Genomic DNA, 16,237 nt, shown 5'->3' on the forward strand with positions numbered 1-16,237 from the left:
TCGTCCACCCGCCGACTCGATTTACCTCTAGGGGGGTGAATCGCGCTCTCCCGCGCACTCGTTGAGGGAGAGACCGTGCCACGCTTCCTGTCCCGCCTCGCCGTCGCCGGCACCGCCGTCGCGCTCACCGCCGGCCTGATCACCCCGTCCGCCGCCCAGGCCGCCGCCGAGCCGTCCGGCCGCGTCCGGACGCTCGCCTGGGCCGCGCTCGGCGACTCCTACACGGCCGGCTTCGTCGAGGCCGCCGGCGACGAGACCGAACCCCGCGACGGCTGCGCCCGCACCACCGGCTCCTACCCCGAGCTGATCCGCCGCGGCCTCGGCCCCCTGGTCGAACTGCGCAACGCCAGCTGTTCCGGCGCCACCGTCAAGGACGTCTACCAGACCAAGGAGGCCCCGCCCGGCCGCCCGCTCCCGCCGCTCGGGACCAACCCCGGCGCCCCCTTCCCACCGGTCCCGTCGCAGATCGACGCCGTCTCCCCGAGCGCCGACGTGATCACCGTCGAGATCGGCGGCAACACCCTCGGCTTCGCCGAGATCCTCAAGGGCTGCATCGAACTCGGCGCCGCGGTCCTCGGCCAGGGCACGCCCTGCAAGGACAAGTTCGACGCGAGCCTGCCCGACCGCTTCGACCAACTGCGCGGCGACTTCGACCAGATGCTCGGCGCCCTGCACGCCAAGGCCCCGTCCGCGCGACTGCTGGCCGTCGGCTACCCCCACCTCGTCCCCGAGGACGCCACCCGCTGCACCTACGGCAACCTGGAGCAGTTCGCCACCTTCACCACTGGCGACCTCGCCTGGGCGCGGACGGCCATCCTGGAGCCGCTCAACGCGATCATCGCCCAGCGGACCGCCGCCCGCGGCGACACCTTCGTCGACCTCTACCCCTCCACCACCGGCCACAGCGTGTGCGACCAGGACCACTGGCTGGACGGCGTGCTGACCAGCATCATCCCGCTGCGTTACGCCCTGGTGCACCCGAACGCCAAGGGCCAGGCCCACGCGGCCGCCCTGGTCGAGGACGCCGTCCTGAACTGACCGGCCGCACCGGAAGCGGCCGAACCGGAAGCAGCCGCGCCGGAAGCAGCCGCGCCGGAAACGCCCGCGCATCGAGAACCGATCGAAAACCAGTGGCAGGCCCTCCCGTCGCGGATCATGCTGAGCGGATGCTCATCCGCGAAGCCGCCCCCGAGGACTGGCCTGCCGTCTGGCCCTTCTTCCACACCGTCATCGCCGCCGGTGAGACGTTCCCCTACCCCCTCGACCTCTCCTCCGACCTCGGCCGGGAGTGGTGGATGCTCGCCGCACCCCATCGCACGGTGGTCGCGGTGGACGAGGCCGGCACGGTCGTCGGCACCGCCAACATGACCCGTAACCGCCCCGGCAACGGCGCGCACGTGGCCAGCGCCAGCTACCTGGTCGACCCGGCGCACCACGGCCGCGGCATCGGGCGGGCCCTGGTCGAGTACACCCTCGACTGGGCTCGCGCCAACGGCTACCGCGCCATGCAGTTCAACGCCGTGGTCGCCAACAACCACCACGCCGTGAAGCTCTACCGGTCCCTCGGCTTCGACATCGTCGGCACCGTCCCCGAGGCCTTCCACCACCCCGTCGACGGCTACGTCGGCCTGCACGTCATGCACCGGGCACTGTAAGGGAGTTCGCTACTCCTCGATCGCCCCGCCGACCCGCCGCAGGTGCTGCCGGAAGCTGTACGACGGGTCGGCGGCGCGGCGCTCCAGGTACTCGTCGAAGGCGGTCTGCCGGCGCAGCGTGTCGCCGGAGGCGATCCGCCCGGCCTGCGCGCGCTCGGTCCCGGCGATCCCGGCGGCCGTATCCAGCACCTCCCCGGCCCGGTCGGCCGGCACGAACAGCACCCCGTCCGCGTCGCCGAACACCACGTCCCCGGCGCTCACCAGGTGCAGCCCGACCCGCGCCGTCACCAGCGCCTCCGGCTCCCGCCCGTCCAGCCGCACCGGCCCCAGCGGCAGCGCGCCGTAGCTGAACACCGGCAGCCCGATCTCCACCAGTTCGGGAGTGTCCCGGTGCAGCCCCCACACCACGATCCCGGCGATCCCGGCGGCCCGCGCCTCCAGCACCGCGAGGTCCCCGATGCAGGCCTCGTCCGTGCGCCCACCGTTGTCGATCACCAGCACGTCACCGTCCCGGGCCGCCCCGTACGCCTCCAGGAACACGTCCACGCTCCCGTAGTGCCGCACCGGAAGCACCCGCCCCGCGACCCTCCCCCCGGCCGCCACCGCCGCCACCCCCACCGGCGCCGCCCTGAGCCCCACCCCCAACCGCACACACGCATCCGCCACCAACGGCGTCGACAACCCTGCGAACTCCTTCAGCATCCCCAACTCCTCCCGCCAAAAGCTCAGTTCACGCTGCCTCGATCCTAATCCGGGGTTCCGCCTCACCCCATTGAGCGATCGTCGTCCATCCACCCGACGTGCCACTCCGAGCTCACCTATTCTGTTGGCGCGTCCAACCAATCGACCGCGAGCGGGCCCAGGCCAGCCTCTTCAGCACTCCCCACCGCGACGAGTACGCCGAGGTGCACCTGGCAGCCTTCGGCGAACCGCTCGCCCTCCCCGCCCCGTTCGAGTTCGAGTCGGACACCAAGGACTTCCTCTAGAAGTCCCAAGAACGCGACAAACGGCCCGCACTCCCCCTTCCACCGGGGGTGCGGGCCGTCGTCGTGCGGGTGCGCGCGGGTCAGCCGCGGGTGGCCATGGCGCGCAGGAAGAAGGTGAGGTTGGCCGGGCGCTCGGCGAGGCGGCGCATGAAGTAGCCGTACCACTCCTGGCCGTAGGGCAGGTACACGCGCATGGTGTTGCCCTCGCCGGCGAGGCGCAGCTGCTCCTCGGGGCGGATGCCGAACAGCATCTGGTACTCGAAGGAGTCGCGCTTGCGGCCGTTCCACTGGGCGAGCTGGCCGGCGATCTTGATCATGTTGGGGTCGTGCGAGGCGATCATCGGGTAGCCCTCGCCGGCCATCAGGACCTTGAGCGCGCGGACGTACGCGAGGTCGACCTCGTGCTTGCCCTGGAAGGCGACCGACTCGGGCTCCTTGTAGGCGCCCTTGCACAGGCGCACGCGCGAGCCGGGGCCGGAGAACTCGCGGCAGTCGGCCTCGGTGCGGCGCAGGTAGGCCTGGAGCACGACGCCCAGCCAGGGGAAGTCCGCCCGCAGCTCGCGCGCGATGCCGAGGGTGGAGTCGGTGGTGGTGTGGTCCTCCATGTCGAGGGTCACCGTGGTGCCGGCGTCGGCGGCGGCCTCGCAGATGCGGCGGGCGTTCTCCAGCGCGATCTTCTCGCCGTCCACCGGGAGGAACTGGCCGACGGCCGACAGCTTGACCGACACCTCGGCGCCGGCCGCGAGGCCGGTCTCCTTGAGCGCCTTGAGCAGGTGCTCGTAGGCCTCGGCGGTGCCGGCGGCCTGGGCGGCGTCCTGGGTGTCCTCGCCGAGGTGGTCCAGGGTGACCTTGCGGCCGGTGGCGATCAGGTCGTCGGTGGCGGTGACGGCGTCGTCGAGGACGTCACCGGCGACGAAGCGCTCGACTATCGCGTGGGTCGGCGGGAACTTCTCGACCACGGTGCGGACCTGCGGCGACCGGGAGGCCGCGAGAAGGGCGGAACGGAGCATCGTGACTCCTGGAGCTGGTGCTTCTAAGGGTGGCAGAAGGGGGGCCGGGGCGGCGGGCGGCGGGTATGTGACACCGCCGCCCCGGCGGGCGGCGCCCGGCTGCGGGGCCGGGCGTCGCGGGTGACCGAGTGGTCAGGCGACCGGAGTGGTCAGGTGACCGGCGCGGCCACGTGACCTGGACGGTCAGGCGACCGGAACGGTCGGGAGGGGCACTCAGCCCATGTGCGGGTAGCGGTAGTCCGTCGGCGGGACGAAGGTCTCCTTGACCGAGCGGGTCGAGGTCCACCGCGCCAGGTTCTGCTTGGCACCGGCCTTGTCGTTGGTGCCGGAGGCCCGGCCGCCGCCGAAGGGCTGCTGGCCGACGACGGCGCCGGTCGGCTTGTCGTTGATGTAGAAGTTGCCGGCCGCGAAGCGCAGCTTGTGCATGGCGTCCTGGGCGGCCGCGCGGTCCTGGGCGATGATCGCACCGGTCAGGCCGTAGGCGGAGGCCGACTCCATCTGGGCCAGCATCTCGTCGTACTTGTCGTCCTGGTAGACGTGCACGGCGAGGATCGGGCCGAAGTACTCCTCGCGGAAGTACTCGGACGCCGGGTCCTCGCAGACCAGGACGGTCGGGCGGACGAAGTAGCCGACCGAGTCGTCGTAGGTGCCGCCGGCCAGGACCTCGACCGCGGGGTCGGCCTGGGCGCGGTCGATGGCGGCCTTGTTCTTGGCGAAGGCACGGTCGTCGATGACGGCGGACATGAAGTTCGCCAGGTCGGTGACGTCGCCCATGGTGAGGCCCTCGACCTCGGCGGCGAACTCGTCCTTGAGGCCGGCCCAGATCGAGGCCGGGACGTAGGCGCGGGAGAGCGCCGAGCACTTCTGGCCCTGGAACTCGAAGGCGCCGCGGGTCATCGCGGTCTTCAGCACGGCCGGGTCGGCGGACGGGTGGGCGACCAGGAAGTCCTTGCCACCGGTCTCGCCGACGATCCGCGGGTAGGTGCGGTAGCCGGCGATGTTCTCGCCGACGGAGCGCCACAGGTGCTGGAAGGTGGCGGTGGAGCCGGTGAAGTGGATGCCGGCCAGCGCCGGGTGCTTGAGCGCCACGGCGGAGACGTCCAGGCCGTCGCCGGTCACCATGTTGATGACGCCCTTGGGCAAGCCGGCCTCCTCCAGCAGCTGCATCAGCAGGTGCGCGGAGTACTGCTGGGTCGGGGACGGCTTCCAGAGCACCACGTTGCCCATCAGCGCGGGCGCGGTCGGCAGGTTGCCGGCGATCGCGGTGAAGTTGAACGGGGTGATCGCGTAGACGAAGCCCTCCAGCGGGCGGTGGTCGCTGCGGTTCCACACGCCGTCCGAGGAGATCGGCTGCTCGGCCATGATCTGGCGGGCGAAGTGCACGTTGAAGCGCAGGAAGTCGACCAGCTCGCAGGGCGTGTCGATCTCGGCCTGCTGGGCGGTCTTGGACTGGCCGAGCATGGTGGCGGCGGCCAGGGTCTCGCGCCAGGGGCCGGCCAGCAGGTCGGCGGCCTTGAGGAAGATCGCGGCGCGGGAGTCGAAGGAGAGCGCCTGCCAGGCCGGGGCCGCGGCCAGGGCAGTGTCGATGGCCTCCTGCGCGTCGGCCTGGGTGGCGTTGCGCAGGGTGCCGAGCCTCGCCGCGTGGTTGTGCGGCTGGACGACGTGGATCTCGGCGCCGCCGCCCATGCGGCGCTCACCGTTGATCGTCATGGTCAGCTGGACCGGCTCCTGGCCGCCCAGCTCCTTCAGCTTGGCCTCCAGACGGGCCCGTTCCGGGCTGCCCGGGGCGTAGCTGTGGACCGGCTCGTTCACCGGCGCGGGGACCTGGGTCACAGCGTCCATAGAGCGCACGCTCTCCTTCGTTGATGCGGGGGGATGCCGGCGCGGGTCGCACGTCGGCCACAGCACGAACGCTATTCCTGCCCCTGGGGCCACTTGATTGGCCGGAAGGCTAAATTCCCCCGTACGGCGTTGTCCGGCCCGACGAAGGGGTCACGGCGCAGTCACGGCGCGGTCACGGCGCGCCGTTGCCGGCCCGTCGCGCCGGAGGCCACCGGGAGCACCGGCCGGTCCCAGTCGATCCGGTGGCCGTGCACCGGGCGGAGCATCTTCTCCGGGCTCAGGAAGGTCCGCATCGCGATCGGCGCGAGCAGCCGGAACAGCACCCGGCCGACCGGCCCGGAGGACTTCTGGTTGTTGGTGCGCGCCGCGTCGGCCGCGATCTTCTCGACCCGGGGCCGGCGCAGCGCCTCGTAGGCGGCGAAGGCGGCGGTGTGGTCGGGCAGGTCCCGCAGGCAGCGGGCGAGTTCGACGGCGCTCTCGACGGCCAGCGAGACGCCCTGGCCGGAGCTGTTGGAGGGGGCGTGCGCGCAGTCGCCGACCAGCACCATCCGGCCGCGGTACCAGTGCGGGACGGACGGCATGATCTCCAGCCGCGGGAAGACCTCGACGGTGTCGGCGGCGGCCTCGCGCAGCACGTCCCGGGCGGGCAGGTCGTCGGCGTGCAGGTCGCGGACCCGGCGCAGCCACTGCTCCGGGCTGACGGCGCGGACCTGCTCGGCGGTCAGCTGATCGGGCTGCGGGATGTTGCTGAACCAGGCCGTCCCGGCGCCGTCCGGCAGCCCCCAGTAGCCGAAGAAGGCGCGGGCGCCGTTGGCGAAGTGCATGGTCTCGCCGTGTCCGGCCCGGCCGGGCAGCCGGTGCGGGCTGTAGCCGCCGACGCCGAGCAGGCCGGTGTACCGCGCGCCGGGTGCGGCCGGGTCGATCAGGGTGCGGACGGTGGAGCGGGTGCCGTCGGTGCCGATCAGCAGGTCGCCGGTGGCGGTGTCGCCGTCGGCGAAGCGGGCGGTGATGCCGTCGGCGCCCTCCTCGGCGCCGACCAGCCGTTTGCCGTACCGGACTTCGATGCCGCTCTCGCGCAGCCGCCGCTGGAGCACCTCGTACAGTTCGGCGCGGCGCATGACCCGGCCGGGCGGCAGGTCGGGGAGGCCGGCGAACTCGGCCAGCACGCCGCCCCGGCCGTCCTCGATCAGCATCGGGCCGATCGGCTGCCCGATCGCGCCGACCTCCGCCCCGAGCCCGACGGTCGCCAGGGCGTCGAGCCCGTTGGGGGCGATCATGAAGGTGCCGCCGATGCCCTCGGCGGAGGACTCGTAGGCCTCGAAGACGACGGCTTCGACGCCGGCCTTGCGCAGGGCCAGTGCCGTCACCGGCCCGGCGATCCCGCCGCCGATGACGAGGGCCCTCTTCTCCCCGTTGCTCGTACTCATTCCAGGCTCCCGAAGATCTCGTGCCAGGTCCGGATGAACTCCGGCTCCTTGAGTCGACCGACGAGGTGCTCGACGAAGCGGCCCTCGGCCTCCAGCGCGCCGACCCGGTGCTCCTCCTCGATCAGGAAGATCCAGGCCACGCCGTCGTCCGAGGCCTTCCGCAGGGCCGCCCGGATGCCCGCCACCTCGGCGGCCAGCGCGGCCCGCCGCTGTTCCAGCAGTTCCACGGCCTCGGCCGGCGGGACCACCATGAGCAGCGACAGCGCGACCCCGAACGCGGGGTACTCGTGCTGCGGTTCGGCGACGAGTTCGCGCATCCAGTCGGTGAGCTCCGCCCGGCCCTCGGGGGTGACGGCGTAGACGGTGCGCTCCGGTCGCTGGGTGTCGCGGACGGTCTCCTGTTCGGCGACGAACCCGGCCTTCCGCAGTTGCTCCACGACCATGTACAGCGAGCTGCGGTTGTACTTGATGTTGCGGTCCTTGCCGTGCTCCTTGAGCCGGCGCCCCATCTCGTACGGGTGCATCGGCCCGGCCACGAGTTCGGCCAGGACCGCGAGGGCCAGCGGGTTCGATACCTTGCGTCGCTTCGCCACGAGACGTCCTCATCTCTTGGTCATTACTGACTATCCACTCCTGAATAGTCAGAGTCAACTATTTACGAAAGCCGGGCCACGACTCTGTCCGCCCGGCTAAAATCAACCACACGGCATTGTCCGAGCGGATGAAGGAGGCCCGATGACGACCCCCGGCCTCCCCGCCACCCCCGGACTCCCGCCCACCTCCGGACTTCCACCCACCTCCGGACTCCCACCCACCTCCGGCCTCCCGCTCCGCCGGCTGCTGATGTCCCTCGGCGAACCCCTGGTCGAACTCCAGGCCGCCCCGCAGGGCCTGGACGTCCCGGTCCGCGACGTCGCGATCCTCGACCCGGAGGACCCGCCGACCGCCGCCCCCGGCGAACTCGTCCTCGCGATCGGCGCCCGCGGCCGCGCCGCCCTCCCCGCCCTGCGTGCCGCCGGACGGGCCGGCGCCGCGGCGGTCGCGGTCAAACTGGACGGCCCCGGCCAGGCGGACGCACTGCGCGAGGCCGCCACCGAGGCGGGCGTCGCCCTGCTCTCGGTCCGCCGCGAGACCCGCTGGGAGCACCTCGACTCGCTGGCCCGCGCGATCATCGCCGGCCCGGACGCCCCGGACACCCCCGGCGCCCCCGAACCCAACGCGGGCGACCTCTTCTCCCTCGCGCAGACCGTCGCCGTGCTCACCAACGGCATCGTCTCGATCGAGGACACCTCCAGCCGGGTGCTGGCGTACTCCCGATCCTCCGACTCGGACGAGGTCGACGACCTGCGCCGGCTCTCCATCCTCGGCTGGCAGGGCCCCGAGCCGTACCTGTCCAAGCTCCGCGAGTGGGGCATCTTCCAGCACCTGCGCACCTCGGACGCCCCGATCGCGGTCGAACCGCACCCCGAACTCGGCCTGCGCCGCCGCCTGGCGATCGGCATCCGGGCCGGGGCGCAGCCGCTCGGCACCATCTGGGTGCAGGAGGGGGCGCAGCCGCTGGCGCCGCTCGCCGATCAGGCCCTGGTCGGCGCCGCCCGGGTGGCCGCCGCCCAACTGGTGCGCCGCCGACGTGAGTTGTCCGCCGACACGCGACTCACCCGGACGCTGCTCACCGGCCTGCTGGAGGGCTCCACCGGCCCGCAGTCGCTCGCCACCCACCTGGGGCTGGACCTGCGGCGCCCGGCCACCGTGCTCGCCTACAGCGCGCACACCACCGAGGCGCTGCACCGCTCCGACGTCACCGGCCTGATCTCGGTGCACGCCGCCGCCCGACACCGCACCGCACTGCTCGCCCCGATCGAGTCCCGGGTGTACGTGCTGCTGCCCGAACTCCCGCCCGGCCTGCCGATGGCCACCGTGCGCGGCTGGGCGGAGGAGGTGGTGGCGGCCGCCCGGGAGCACCTCGGCGTCCCGCTGCGCGCCGCGATCGGCTCGACCGTGGACGGCCTGGCCCAGGTGCCGGACTCCCGCGCGCAGGCGGACCGCATCCTGGACGCGATGGGCCGCGGCGGGGTGGACCTCGACGTGGCGGCGCTGATCGACGTCCAGGCCGAGGTGCTGGTCAGTGAGATGCTCGCGCTGCTCCAGGAGCGCTCCGGCCTGCGCGACCCCCGGCTCACCGCGCTCGCCGCGTACGACCGCCGGCACGGCACCCGGCTCGCCGAGTCGGTGCTGGCCTGGCTGGACGCGCTCGGCGAGGTCCGGGTCGCCGCGGACGCCCTGCACATCCACCCCAACACCCTGCGCTACCGGGTGCGCCGCGCCGAGCAGTTGACCGGCATCGACCTCGCCCAGCCGCAGCAGCGCCTGCTGGCGATGCTGCAACTGAGGCTGCCCGCAGACGAATGACCGCGGGCAGCCCCCTCATCGCGCGCTACGTCACTCGCCGTAGCCCTGACCGCGCTTGTGCTCGTTCAGCCGGTGCCACGGGCCGGTGATGGCCAGTTGGATGCCCGGCTCCTGGATGTTGGCGAAGAGGGTCTTGCCGTCGTCCGAGAAGGTCACCCCGGTGAACTCGCTGAACTCGGGCTTGGCCGCGCTGCCGATGTTCAGCTCGTTGCGCGCGATCGGGTAGGTCAGCCCGTCCTCGGTGGCGCCGAACAGGTGCTGCACGCCCTCGCCGTCCTCGGCGATGACCACGCCGCCGTACGGCGACACGGTGATGTTGTCCGGGCCGTCGTAGTTGTCGTGGTCGCCGAGCACGTCGGTGTTGACGCCGAGCAGCACCTTCAGGGTGATGGTGCGGCGGGCCGGGTTGTAGAACCAGACCTGGCCGTCGTGCTGCACCGGGCTCTCCGAGCGGGCGAAGCTGGAGACGAAGTAGAAGCCGCCGTCACCCCACCACATGCCCTCCAGCTTGCGGGCGCGGGTGACCTCGCCGTCCTTGAACTGCTTGCGGACCGAGACGGTCCTGGCGTCGCGGTCCTGGACCTTGACCCAGTCCGCACCGTAGGTGGTGCCGACCTTGGTGGCGCGGGAGAGGTCGTCGACGAACTTGCCCTGGGAGTCGAAGACCTTGAAGGCCTCCAGCACGCCCGCGTCGGCGGCCAGCTTGCGCAGCTGGTAGCGGCCGTGCTTGAAGCCGGCCGGCGGGGTCCAGCGGAACAGCAGGCCGTTGGGGTTCGAGGCGTCCTCGGTCAGGTAGACGTGGCCGCGCTTCGGGTCCACCACGACGGCCTCGTGCGCGTACCGGCCGAAGGCCTTCACCGGCTGCGGGTCGCGGTTGTAGTCGTCGTCGAACGGGTCGACCTCGAAGATGTACCCGTGGTCCTTGGTGAAGCCGTTCTTGCCGGCCTTGTCCTCGGTCTCCTCGCCGGACAGCCAGGTGCCCCACGGGGTCACGCCGCCCGCGCAGTTGGTGGAGGTGCCGGCGATGCCGACCCACTGCTCGACCGAGCCGTTCCGCTTGGCGTGCACGATGGTGCAGCCGCCGGCCGCTCCCGGGTCGTAGACGTGGCCCTCGGTCAGCGGCACCGGGTACGGCCAGTTGGCGCGGGCACCGGACAGCTCGTGGTTGACGACCAGCAGGTTGCCGCCGCGCTCGTCCTCGAAGGCGGAGGTGCCGTCGTGGTTGCTCGGGGTGAACTCGCCGGTGCGCAGCCGGGTGACGCCGGCACGGTTGACGACCTTGTACGCGAAGCCCTTGGGCAGCGACAGCAGCCCGGCCGGGTCCTGCACCAGCGGGCCGTAGCCGACGGCGGCGCGCGCGGCACCGGTGTCACCCGCCGCGGACGCGGCCGGCAGCTCGCCGCCGACCGGGGCGGCGATCGCGCCCGGAGCGCTGGCCAGCGCCTCCGCGCTGCCGGCGATCAGCACGCCGGCCCCGACGAGGGTGGAACGGTTGACGAAGTCCCGGCGGGACAGCGGCATGGCAGCAACTCCTGAGGAATCGGCCGCCGGACCGGGGGCGGGCCCGGTGCCCGGCGGGCGGGGCGTCGAGACGGGGCGTCGACGACCAGCAGACTCCGCCGCGGGGATGAACCCGGCATGACGCCCACCTCACGCCCAGGCGGCCATTTGCCAACCGATGACCGACACATGACCTCCGCTTTGCCTACGGCGCCCTGCCGAGGGTCACCCCGACCGCGTCGTCCGCCACTGCTCCCAGGCCGACAGCCACAGCTGCTCGGCGAGCCGGTGCTCCTCCCAGACGTCCGGCCCGCCGCCCCGCCGCTCCCGCCAGAGCTGCTCCCAGGCCCGCTGCGCCGGCAGGCTCGCCACCTCGCTGGCGAACACCGTGTACCGGACGACCTCCTCGACGGCCGCCCCGCCCTCCGGCGTGCCGATCAGCCAATGCGTGTGCCGGGCAAGCCGGTTGAGGTGGTTGACCATCGCGGTCAGCGCCGTCACCGCCTCCTCCCGGGTCTCGGTGGCGAGCCGCATCTGCTGGCGCACCGCCACCTCCCAGCGCACCTCGTAGGCGTCCCCGCGCGGGCGCCGCGGCGTCCGCCCGGCCCGGACCTGCGCCTCGACGGCGGCGGACTCGGCGACGCTCTGCGCGATCAGCTCCCGGTGCGCCTCCAGCCCGACGGCGGGCGGCAGTTCGCGCTCCTCCACCGGGACCTGCCGGGCCCGCCGGGCGGCCAGCTCGCCCAGCAGCTCGGCCCGGCCGCGCAGGTACGGCTCGAAGTCCGCGATCCCGCCGAGCTCAACGCCGCCGGGCGGCACCCCGCGCCCGCACACCGTCACGGTCAGCCCGCCGATCCGCAGCCGCCCGGCCCAGACCGGTGCCGCCCCGTCGGCGGCCGACGCGCCCGGCCAGAGCACCGGCCGGTCCTCGTGCACCTCCACCGGGTACGGCTCGCCGTCCACCGTGATCCACTCGCGCAGCGCCCGCACCCGGCCCGGCCCGTCGCCCTCGTCGACCCCGAGGTGGTCGTAGACCCGGTCCCGTTCGTCCTCGACCACGTCCTCCAGCTCGGGCAGGTCCTCGCCGTGCTCCGCGCCCGGCCGGTAGGTGCGCACGCTGACGTACGGGCCGGCCACCGAGCTCCAGTCGCCGGACTGCACCTCGACCCAGGCGAGTTCGCCGCCGGAGGTCTCGAAGGCGGCCAGCGCCTCGCCCCAGCCGCCCGTCGCGCCGCCCCCGCGCGACAGCCCCGCGACGACGCCGTACACCGGGAAGTCGGCCGCGGCCACCGTCCGGCGGGAGAAGTCCTCCACCGCGGCGAGACGCTCCTCCCTGCTCCTCGGGTCCGGGACGCGCGCAGGGTCCGTCCGCCCGGCGTTCCACTCCGGGGGCCTGCCGCCACTCTCCCGCATCATCCTGTGCCGCACCCCCGTCCTCGCGCCCGCACCGCCGACGCCACCTTAGTGCCCGGGACCTGCCGGGTCATCAGCTCGGGTGCCGGGCACCGGCGCAGGCCCCCGGGACGCCCGGTCGCCAACGGGCACGGGCCGTGTCAGGAGGCGCGGTTGTCAGCCGCCCTCCCTACCCTGGCGGCATGACAGCAGACAGCAGCTTCCCGGCCCGGATCAGCATCGTCACCCTCGGGGTCTCCGACCTCGACCGCAGCGCCCGCTTCTACGAAGGCCTGGGCTGGCGGCGGTCCTCCGCCTCCAGCCCGGAGATCGTCTGGTTCCGCACCGCCGACTCGGCGCTCGGCCTCTTCCCCACCGAGGAGCTGGCCGCCGACGCGGGCGTGCCCGCCACCGGCGAGCCCGCATTCCGCGGCGTCACCCTCGCGGTGAACCTGGAGTCCCCCGCGCTGGTGGACGCCGCGTTGAAGACGGCGGTCGAGGCCGGCGCCGTGGTGGTCAAGCCGCCGGTCCCGACCAGCTGGGGCGGCTACTCCGGCTACTTCGAGGACCCGGACGGCCACCTCTGGGAGCTGGCCCACAACCCGTTCTTCCCCTTCGCCGAGGACGGCTCCCTGGATCTCCCCTGACCCGCCCGCCCATCAGCCCGTCGAAGCCCCCCCCATCGGCCCGTCAGCCCTTGGACCGCGCCTTGAAGGCCGCCTTGCGCGCCTCCTTGGCCACCGCCCGGTCCAGGTGCAGCTCCCCGACGGCCTCCAGGACGTCCGCCGTGTACGGGTGGTCGACCCGCCAGAGCTCGCCGAAGTAGGACGCCGGGTTGCCGGTCACCGGCAGGTCCGCGATCAGCTCGCGCAGCAGTTCGGCGTCGCCGCCGCTGTCCAGCAGCTGGGCGGCGAAGGTGTCGACCACCGTCCACAGCGCCATCGTCCGCTCCGGCACCGGCACGTCCGTCGCTCCCTTCGAGGTCAGCCAGGCCCGGGCGGCGCCGCCCAGCTCGGGGTCGTCCAGCACGTCGCGCACGGCCGGCTCGGCGGCCGTGCCCAGCATGTTCAGCGCCGAGACGCCGAGCATCCGCCGCATCGGGGCGTACGCGTCGTCGCCGCGCGCCGCCGCCAGCAGCTCGCGCGCCGCCGCCACCGGCTCCCGGCCGGTGATCCAGACCCGCAGCTCCTCGTCCGGCAGCACGTTGGCGGCCTCGCACACCCCGCGCAGCAGCTCGGCCGCGTCGCCCTGGGCCAGCTCGCCGACCAACGGCGCGTCGTAGCCGTCCTCCAGCAGCCACTGCCGGATGCCGTACTGGCCGAGCGGGGTGAGCCGGACGAGCCCGAAGCGCGCCGACTCCTCCTCGTCCAGCGGCGCCTCGCCGACCAGGGCGGGCTCCTCGCCCTCCGGGCCCTCCTCCTCGTCGAACAGCTCCGGGTCGATCGGCCGGTACTCCAGCAGGCCCAGCTCGGCCAGGTCGCCCAGCATCGGGTCCAGTGCGACCATCACATCGGTGATGTCGCCCAGCAGCTCCTCGCTCGGCTCCTCGCCCTCCGGCACCACCAGCAGCGCGGCCAGCACGCCCAGCGGCACGGTCTCGTTGCCCGGATCGGCGAAGGCGGTGGTCTCGTACAGCACCTGCAACGCCTCGTCCAGCAGCTCGGCGGCGGCGTCCCGGGCCTCCTCGACCTCGCTCAGGGCGTCCTCGTCCTCCTCCCCGGCCTCCCCGGCCTCCCCGCCCTCGGCGGCCCGCGCGGCCTCCTCCTCCGGCAGCGAGTCAGCCTCCACGGCCAGCTCCCGGACGATTCCGGCGGCGGTCAGCCACAGCTCCAGGACGGTCTCCGGGTCACCCTCCTCGGCGGGCTCCAGATCCGGGCCCGGCACGGCGACGTGCTCACCGGCCGCCGTCGTCCCGATCTCCACCAGGTCCAGGTCGCAGGCCAGCGACCAGGCCCGCATCGCCTCGACCTCCGCCTCCTCCGGCACCTCCCCCTCGGCGGGGGCCAGGCCCAGCAGCTGCGCCGCGGGAGCCCGGTCCTCCTCCACCAGGTCGCCGAACTCGTCCACCACCCGGTGCGGGGCCGCCCAGCGGGCCAGCGCCAGCGCGTACCCGAACATCGGCACGGCCTTCGCCAGGGCGGCCAACTCCTCCTCGGCGGGCAGCTTCACCGGCGGTACCAGGACTGCCGCGTCGTCCAGGTCCTCGTCGTCCAGCCCGTGCGCGGCGAACGCCCCGTAGAGGTCCTGGAGCTCCAGGTCGGCGGGCAGAACCGGCTCGGCCGCACTCTCCCCCGGCGAAGCCCCGGCGTTCTTCCGACGTCGTCCGGCCATCGTTGTGCGTTCTCCCTCAGCCAGCGGTCCGCCTATCAGCTCAGCGTCCCGATCCACCACCTCAGCGTATAGGCCGGGCACCCCCGATGCCCGGCCTCAAGGGGCGCGCGCCGCAACCGTGCGCCCACCCTTTATCCTTCGCATTGGCACCGTGCACACCCCGCGCGGGCCACCGGGCAATGAAGCCCTTCGCCCTCCCCGCCCGACACCGGGCAGGAGGGGCCCACTCAGCTCACCCGCTCCACCAGGGAGCCCCGCACCGCGGCCACCACCACAGCGCCTCAGGACGGGCGCGCCGGCACACCCCGCCGACCCGGTGGTGCCCTGCCACAGGAGATCCCTTACATGGCGGACCTCTCCCCCGCCGGCTCCGGCCTGCGCACCGCGCAGCTCGACGGACGCCGACTCTCGGAGGCCCTGCTTCCCCTGGAGCTCGCGCCCCGCGCCCAGCTCCAGCTCGCCGCGGTCAGCCGCTGGAACGCGCTGCGCGGTGTCCGCGTCGGCCTCGTCGCCGCCGCCCTGCTGCTGATGCTGATCGGTGCCAACCTGGCGACGCCGATCTACCCGCTCCTCCAGCAGCGCCTCGGCCTCGGCCCGCTCGACACCACGATCCTCTTCACGATCTACGTGTTCGCGCTGGTCCCCGTGCTCGCCGTGGTCGGCCACTGGTCCGACCACCTCGGCCGCCGCGCCCTGATCCTGCCCGCCGTCGCCCTGGCCGCCGCCGGCGACGTCGTGTTCGCCACCTCGGGCAGCTTCTGGCAGCTCGCCGCCGGCCGGGCCGTCCAGGGCATCGCCGTCGGCCTCTCCACCGGCGCCGCCGGGGCCGCCCTCGGCGACCTGCTGCCCGACCACCCGACGCTCGCCGCCAAGCTCACCCTGGCCTGTTCCGCCGGCGGCGTCGCGCTCGGCCCGGTGGTCGGCGCCCTGCTCGCCAACGGCGCGGACCCGCTGCTGACGCCCTTCCTGCTGCACGCCATCGCCCTGCTGGCACTCTGCGTGCCGCTGGCCCTCGTCCACCCGCGGATGCCCGGCCGCAACCGCCCGCCGACCACCCCGCCCCGCATCACCACCCCGGCCCACCTGCGCCCGCGCCGACTCGCCCTGCCGGTCGCCGGCCGCCGCGAGTTCCTGCTCGCCGCCTCGGCCGGCTTCATCTCGTACGCGGTGTTCGGCGTCTACCTGGCACTCGCCCCGGCCTTCTCCGCCAAGCTGCTGCACACCTCCTCGCACCTGACCGGCGCGATCGTGGCCGCCCTGCTGCTCGGCTCCTCCGCGCTGGCCCAGTTGGTCGTCCCGCCGACCTCCGACCGTCTGGTGATCGCCCTCGGCATGACCGGCCTGGCCGCCGGCCTGGCCCTGGTCGTCGCCGCCCAGTACACCGGCACGCCCGCCCTGCTCTTCATCGGCAGCATCCTCGGCGGCGCCTGCCAGGGCATCGCCTTCCGCTCCCTGTTCACCAGCGCGGCCGCCGCGATGGACCCGGAGCGCCGCGGTTCCGAGCTCTCCGCCCTCTGGGTCATCGTCTACCTCGGCAGTTCCCTCCCCATCGTGATCGTCGGCGCCCTGGTCCAGCACTACGGCCTCCTCCCCGCCGTCAGCGGCTTCGCCGCCGTCGCCGCCCTCCTCTGCGCGGCCCTGGCCCTCGCCGTCGCCCGCAAACCCAGGCAGTCCTGACCTACCGC

At 73.4% G+C, this 16,237-nt stretch carries 14 protein-coding genes; 6 read left to right on the forward strand and 8 right to left on the reverse strand.

Going from position 1 to position 16,237, the window contains the following annotated elements:
- Positions 1-75 precede the first annotated feature (75 nt).
- Positions 76-1,038, forward strand: a complete 963-nt coding sequence (locus tag AB0O19_RS08215) for an SGNH/GDSL hydrolase family protein (protein WP_363618662.1) — start codon at positions 76-78, stop codon at positions 1,036-1,038.
- Positions 1,039-1,166: 128 nt separating this feature from the next.
- Positions 1,167-1,655 (forward strand): GNAT family N-acetyltransferase, encoded by a 489-nt coding sequence (locus AB0O19_RS08220; RefSeq protein ID WP_363618664.1) that lies wholly within the window; start codon positions 1,167-1,169, stop codon positions 1,653-1,655.
- 9 nt (positions 1,656-1,664) lie between these two features.
- Here the strand turns inward: AB0O19_RS08220 and AB0O19_RS08225 are convergent, their stop codons facing one another.
- Positions 1,665-2,357: an RraA family protein gene (locus AB0O19_RS08225; RefSeq protein WP_363618666.1), complete on the reverse strand. Its 693-nt coding sequence runs from the start codon at positions 2,355-2,357 to the stop codon at positions 1,665-1,667.
- A 98-nt stretch (positions 2,358-2,455) separates the two neighbouring features.
- Here AB0O19_RS08225 and AB0O19_RS08230 point away from each other — a divergent pair, with 98 nt between their 5' ends.
- Positions 2,456-2,641 carry a hypothetical protein gene (locus AB0O19_RS08230; protein ID WP_363618668.1) on the forward strand — a complete coding sequence of 62 codons (186 nt, stop codon included), beginning with the start codon at positions 2,456-2,458 and terminating at the stop codon, positions 2,639-2,641.
- Positions 2,642-2,721: 80 nt separating this feature from the next.
- Here the strand turns inward: AB0O19_RS08230 and AB0O19_RS08235 are convergent, their stop codons facing one another.
- The 4 genes from AB0O19_RS08235 to AB0O19_RS08250 form a co-directional block, all read right to left on the reverse strand.
- A complete protein-coding gene (locus AB0O19_RS08235; RefSeq protein ID WP_363580483.1) occupies positions 2,722-3,651 on the reverse strand; it encodes a proline dehydrogenase family protein in 930 nt (309 codons plus the stop codon).
- Between the two features lie 213 nt (positions 3,652-3,864).
- The gene (gene pruA / locus AB0O19_RS08240) at positions 3,865-5,493 is read right to left on the reverse strand and encodes an L-glutamate gamma-semialdehyde dehydrogenase (protein WP_363580481.1); all 1,629 of its coding nucleotides are present in this window, start codon (positions 5,491-5,493) and stop codon (positions 3,865-3,867) included.
- Positions 5,494-5,654: 161 nt separating this feature from the next.
- Positions 5,655-6,920, reverse strand: coding sequence for an FAD-dependent monooxygenase (locus AB0O19_RS08245; RefSeq protein ID WP_363618670.1), 1,266 nt, complete (start codon positions 6,918-6,920; stop codon positions 5,655-5,657).
- Positions 6,917-7,513 carry a PadR family transcriptional regulator gene (locus tag AB0O19_RS08250; RefSeq protein ID WP_063349534.1) on the reverse strand — a complete coding sequence of 199 codons (597 nt, stop codon included), beginning with the start codon at positions 7,511-7,513 and terminating at the stop codon, positions 6,917-6,919. Before AB0O19_RS08250 ends, AB0O19_RS08245 begins: the two co-directional genes overlap by 4 nt.
- A gap of 142 nt (positions 7,514-7,655) precedes the next feature.
- Between AB0O19_RS08250 and AB0O19_RS08255 the strand changes: the two genes are divergently transcribed.
- Positions 7,656-9,329 (forward strand): helix-turn-helix domain-containing protein, encoded by a 1,674-nt coding sequence (locus tag AB0O19_RS08255; RefSeq protein WP_363618672.1) that lies wholly within the window; start codon positions 7,656-7,658, stop codon positions 9,327-9,329.
- 30 nt (positions 9,330-9,359) lie between these two features.
- Here the strand turns inward: AB0O19_RS08255 and AB0O19_RS08260 are convergent, their stop codons facing one another.
- Complete coding sequence (locus AB0O19_RS08260) at positions 9,360-10,850, reverse strand: alkaline phosphatase PhoX (protein WP_363618674.1); 1,491 nt, start codon at positions 10,848-10,850, stop codon at positions 9,360-9,362.
- A 204-nt stretch (positions 10,851-11,054) separates the two neighbouring features.
- The gene (locus AB0O19_RS08265; protein WP_363618676.1) at positions 11,055-12,143 is read right to left on the reverse strand and encodes a hypothetical protein; all 1,089 of its coding nucleotides are present in this window, start codon (positions 12,141-12,143) and stop codon (positions 11,055-11,057) included.
- A 281-nt stretch (positions 12,144-12,424) separates the two neighbouring features.
- Between AB0O19_RS08265 and AB0O19_RS08270 the strand changes: the two genes are divergently transcribed.
- A complete protein-coding gene (locus AB0O19_RS08270) occupies positions 12,425-12,868 on the forward strand; it encodes a VOC family protein (RefSeq protein ID WP_363618678.1) in 444 nt (147 codons plus the stop codon).
- 43 nt (positions 12,869-12,911) lie between these two features.
- Here the strand turns inward: AB0O19_RS08270 and AB0O19_RS08275 are convergent, their stop codons facing one another.
- Positions 12,912-14,552: a hypothetical protein gene (locus AB0O19_RS08275; protein ID WP_363618680.1), complete on the reverse strand. Its 1,641-nt coding sequence runs from the start codon at positions 14,550-14,552 to the stop codon at positions 12,912-12,914.
- A 345-nt stretch (positions 14,553-14,897) separates the two neighbouring features.
- Here AB0O19_RS08275 and AB0O19_RS08280 point away from each other — a divergent pair, with 345 nt between their 5' ends.
- Positions 14,898-16,229, forward strand: a complete 1,332-nt coding sequence (locus tag AB0O19_RS08280; protein WP_363618682.1) for an MFS transporter — start codon at positions 14,898-14,900, stop codon at positions 16,227-16,229.
- Positions 16,230-16,237 lie beyond the last annotated feature (8 nt).

The organism is Kitasatospora sp. NPDC091276, from assembly GCF_040684355.1.
Classification (GTDB): domain Bacteria; phylum Actinomycetota; class Actinomycetes; order Streptomycetales; family Streptomycetaceae; genus Kitasatospora.